The sequence below is a fragment of the Cupriavidus sp. SIMBA_020 genome (assembly GCF_046535395.1).
Classification (GTDB): domain Bacteria; phylum Pseudomonadota; class Gammaproteobacteria; order Burkholderiales; family Burkholderiaceae; genus Cupriavidus; species Cupriavidus campinensis.
Genome location: NZ_JAWRWU010001287.1, coordinates 1 through 249, shown reverse-complemented (window position 1 = coordinate 249; position 249 = coordinate 1). Strand labels below are relative to the sequence as shown.

Sequence of the window (249 nt, the reverse complement as noted above, 5' to 3'; positions counted from 1 at the left end):
CGATGAGCCGTTCGCGTTCGCTGCCTCACTCTCTGGTGCGTCGGGCAAAGATCGTCCTGATGGCTGCTGACGGTCATACCAACCAGGAAATTGCCTTGCAGTGCGACGTGACGTCACCGGCGATCACGCACTGGAAGAAGCGGTTCGTCGCGCGGGGGCTTGCGGGCCTGCATGATGAAGCCCGGCCGGGGCGGCCGCGCGCGCACGACGATGAGGCGGAGGCGGAACTGCTGGCGAAGGTGCTGCACG

1 protein-coding gene is annotated in these 249 nt (G+C 66.3%); it reads left to right on the top strand.

Annotated features, from left to right (window positions below; translation table 11 throughout):
• Positions 1-2: 2 nt before the first annotated feature.
• Positions 3-249, top strand: a 247-nt coding sequence (locus tag SB751_RS33650; protein ID WP_410749450.1) for a helix-turn-helix domain-containing protein, incomplete at its 3' end; no start/stop codon positions are given.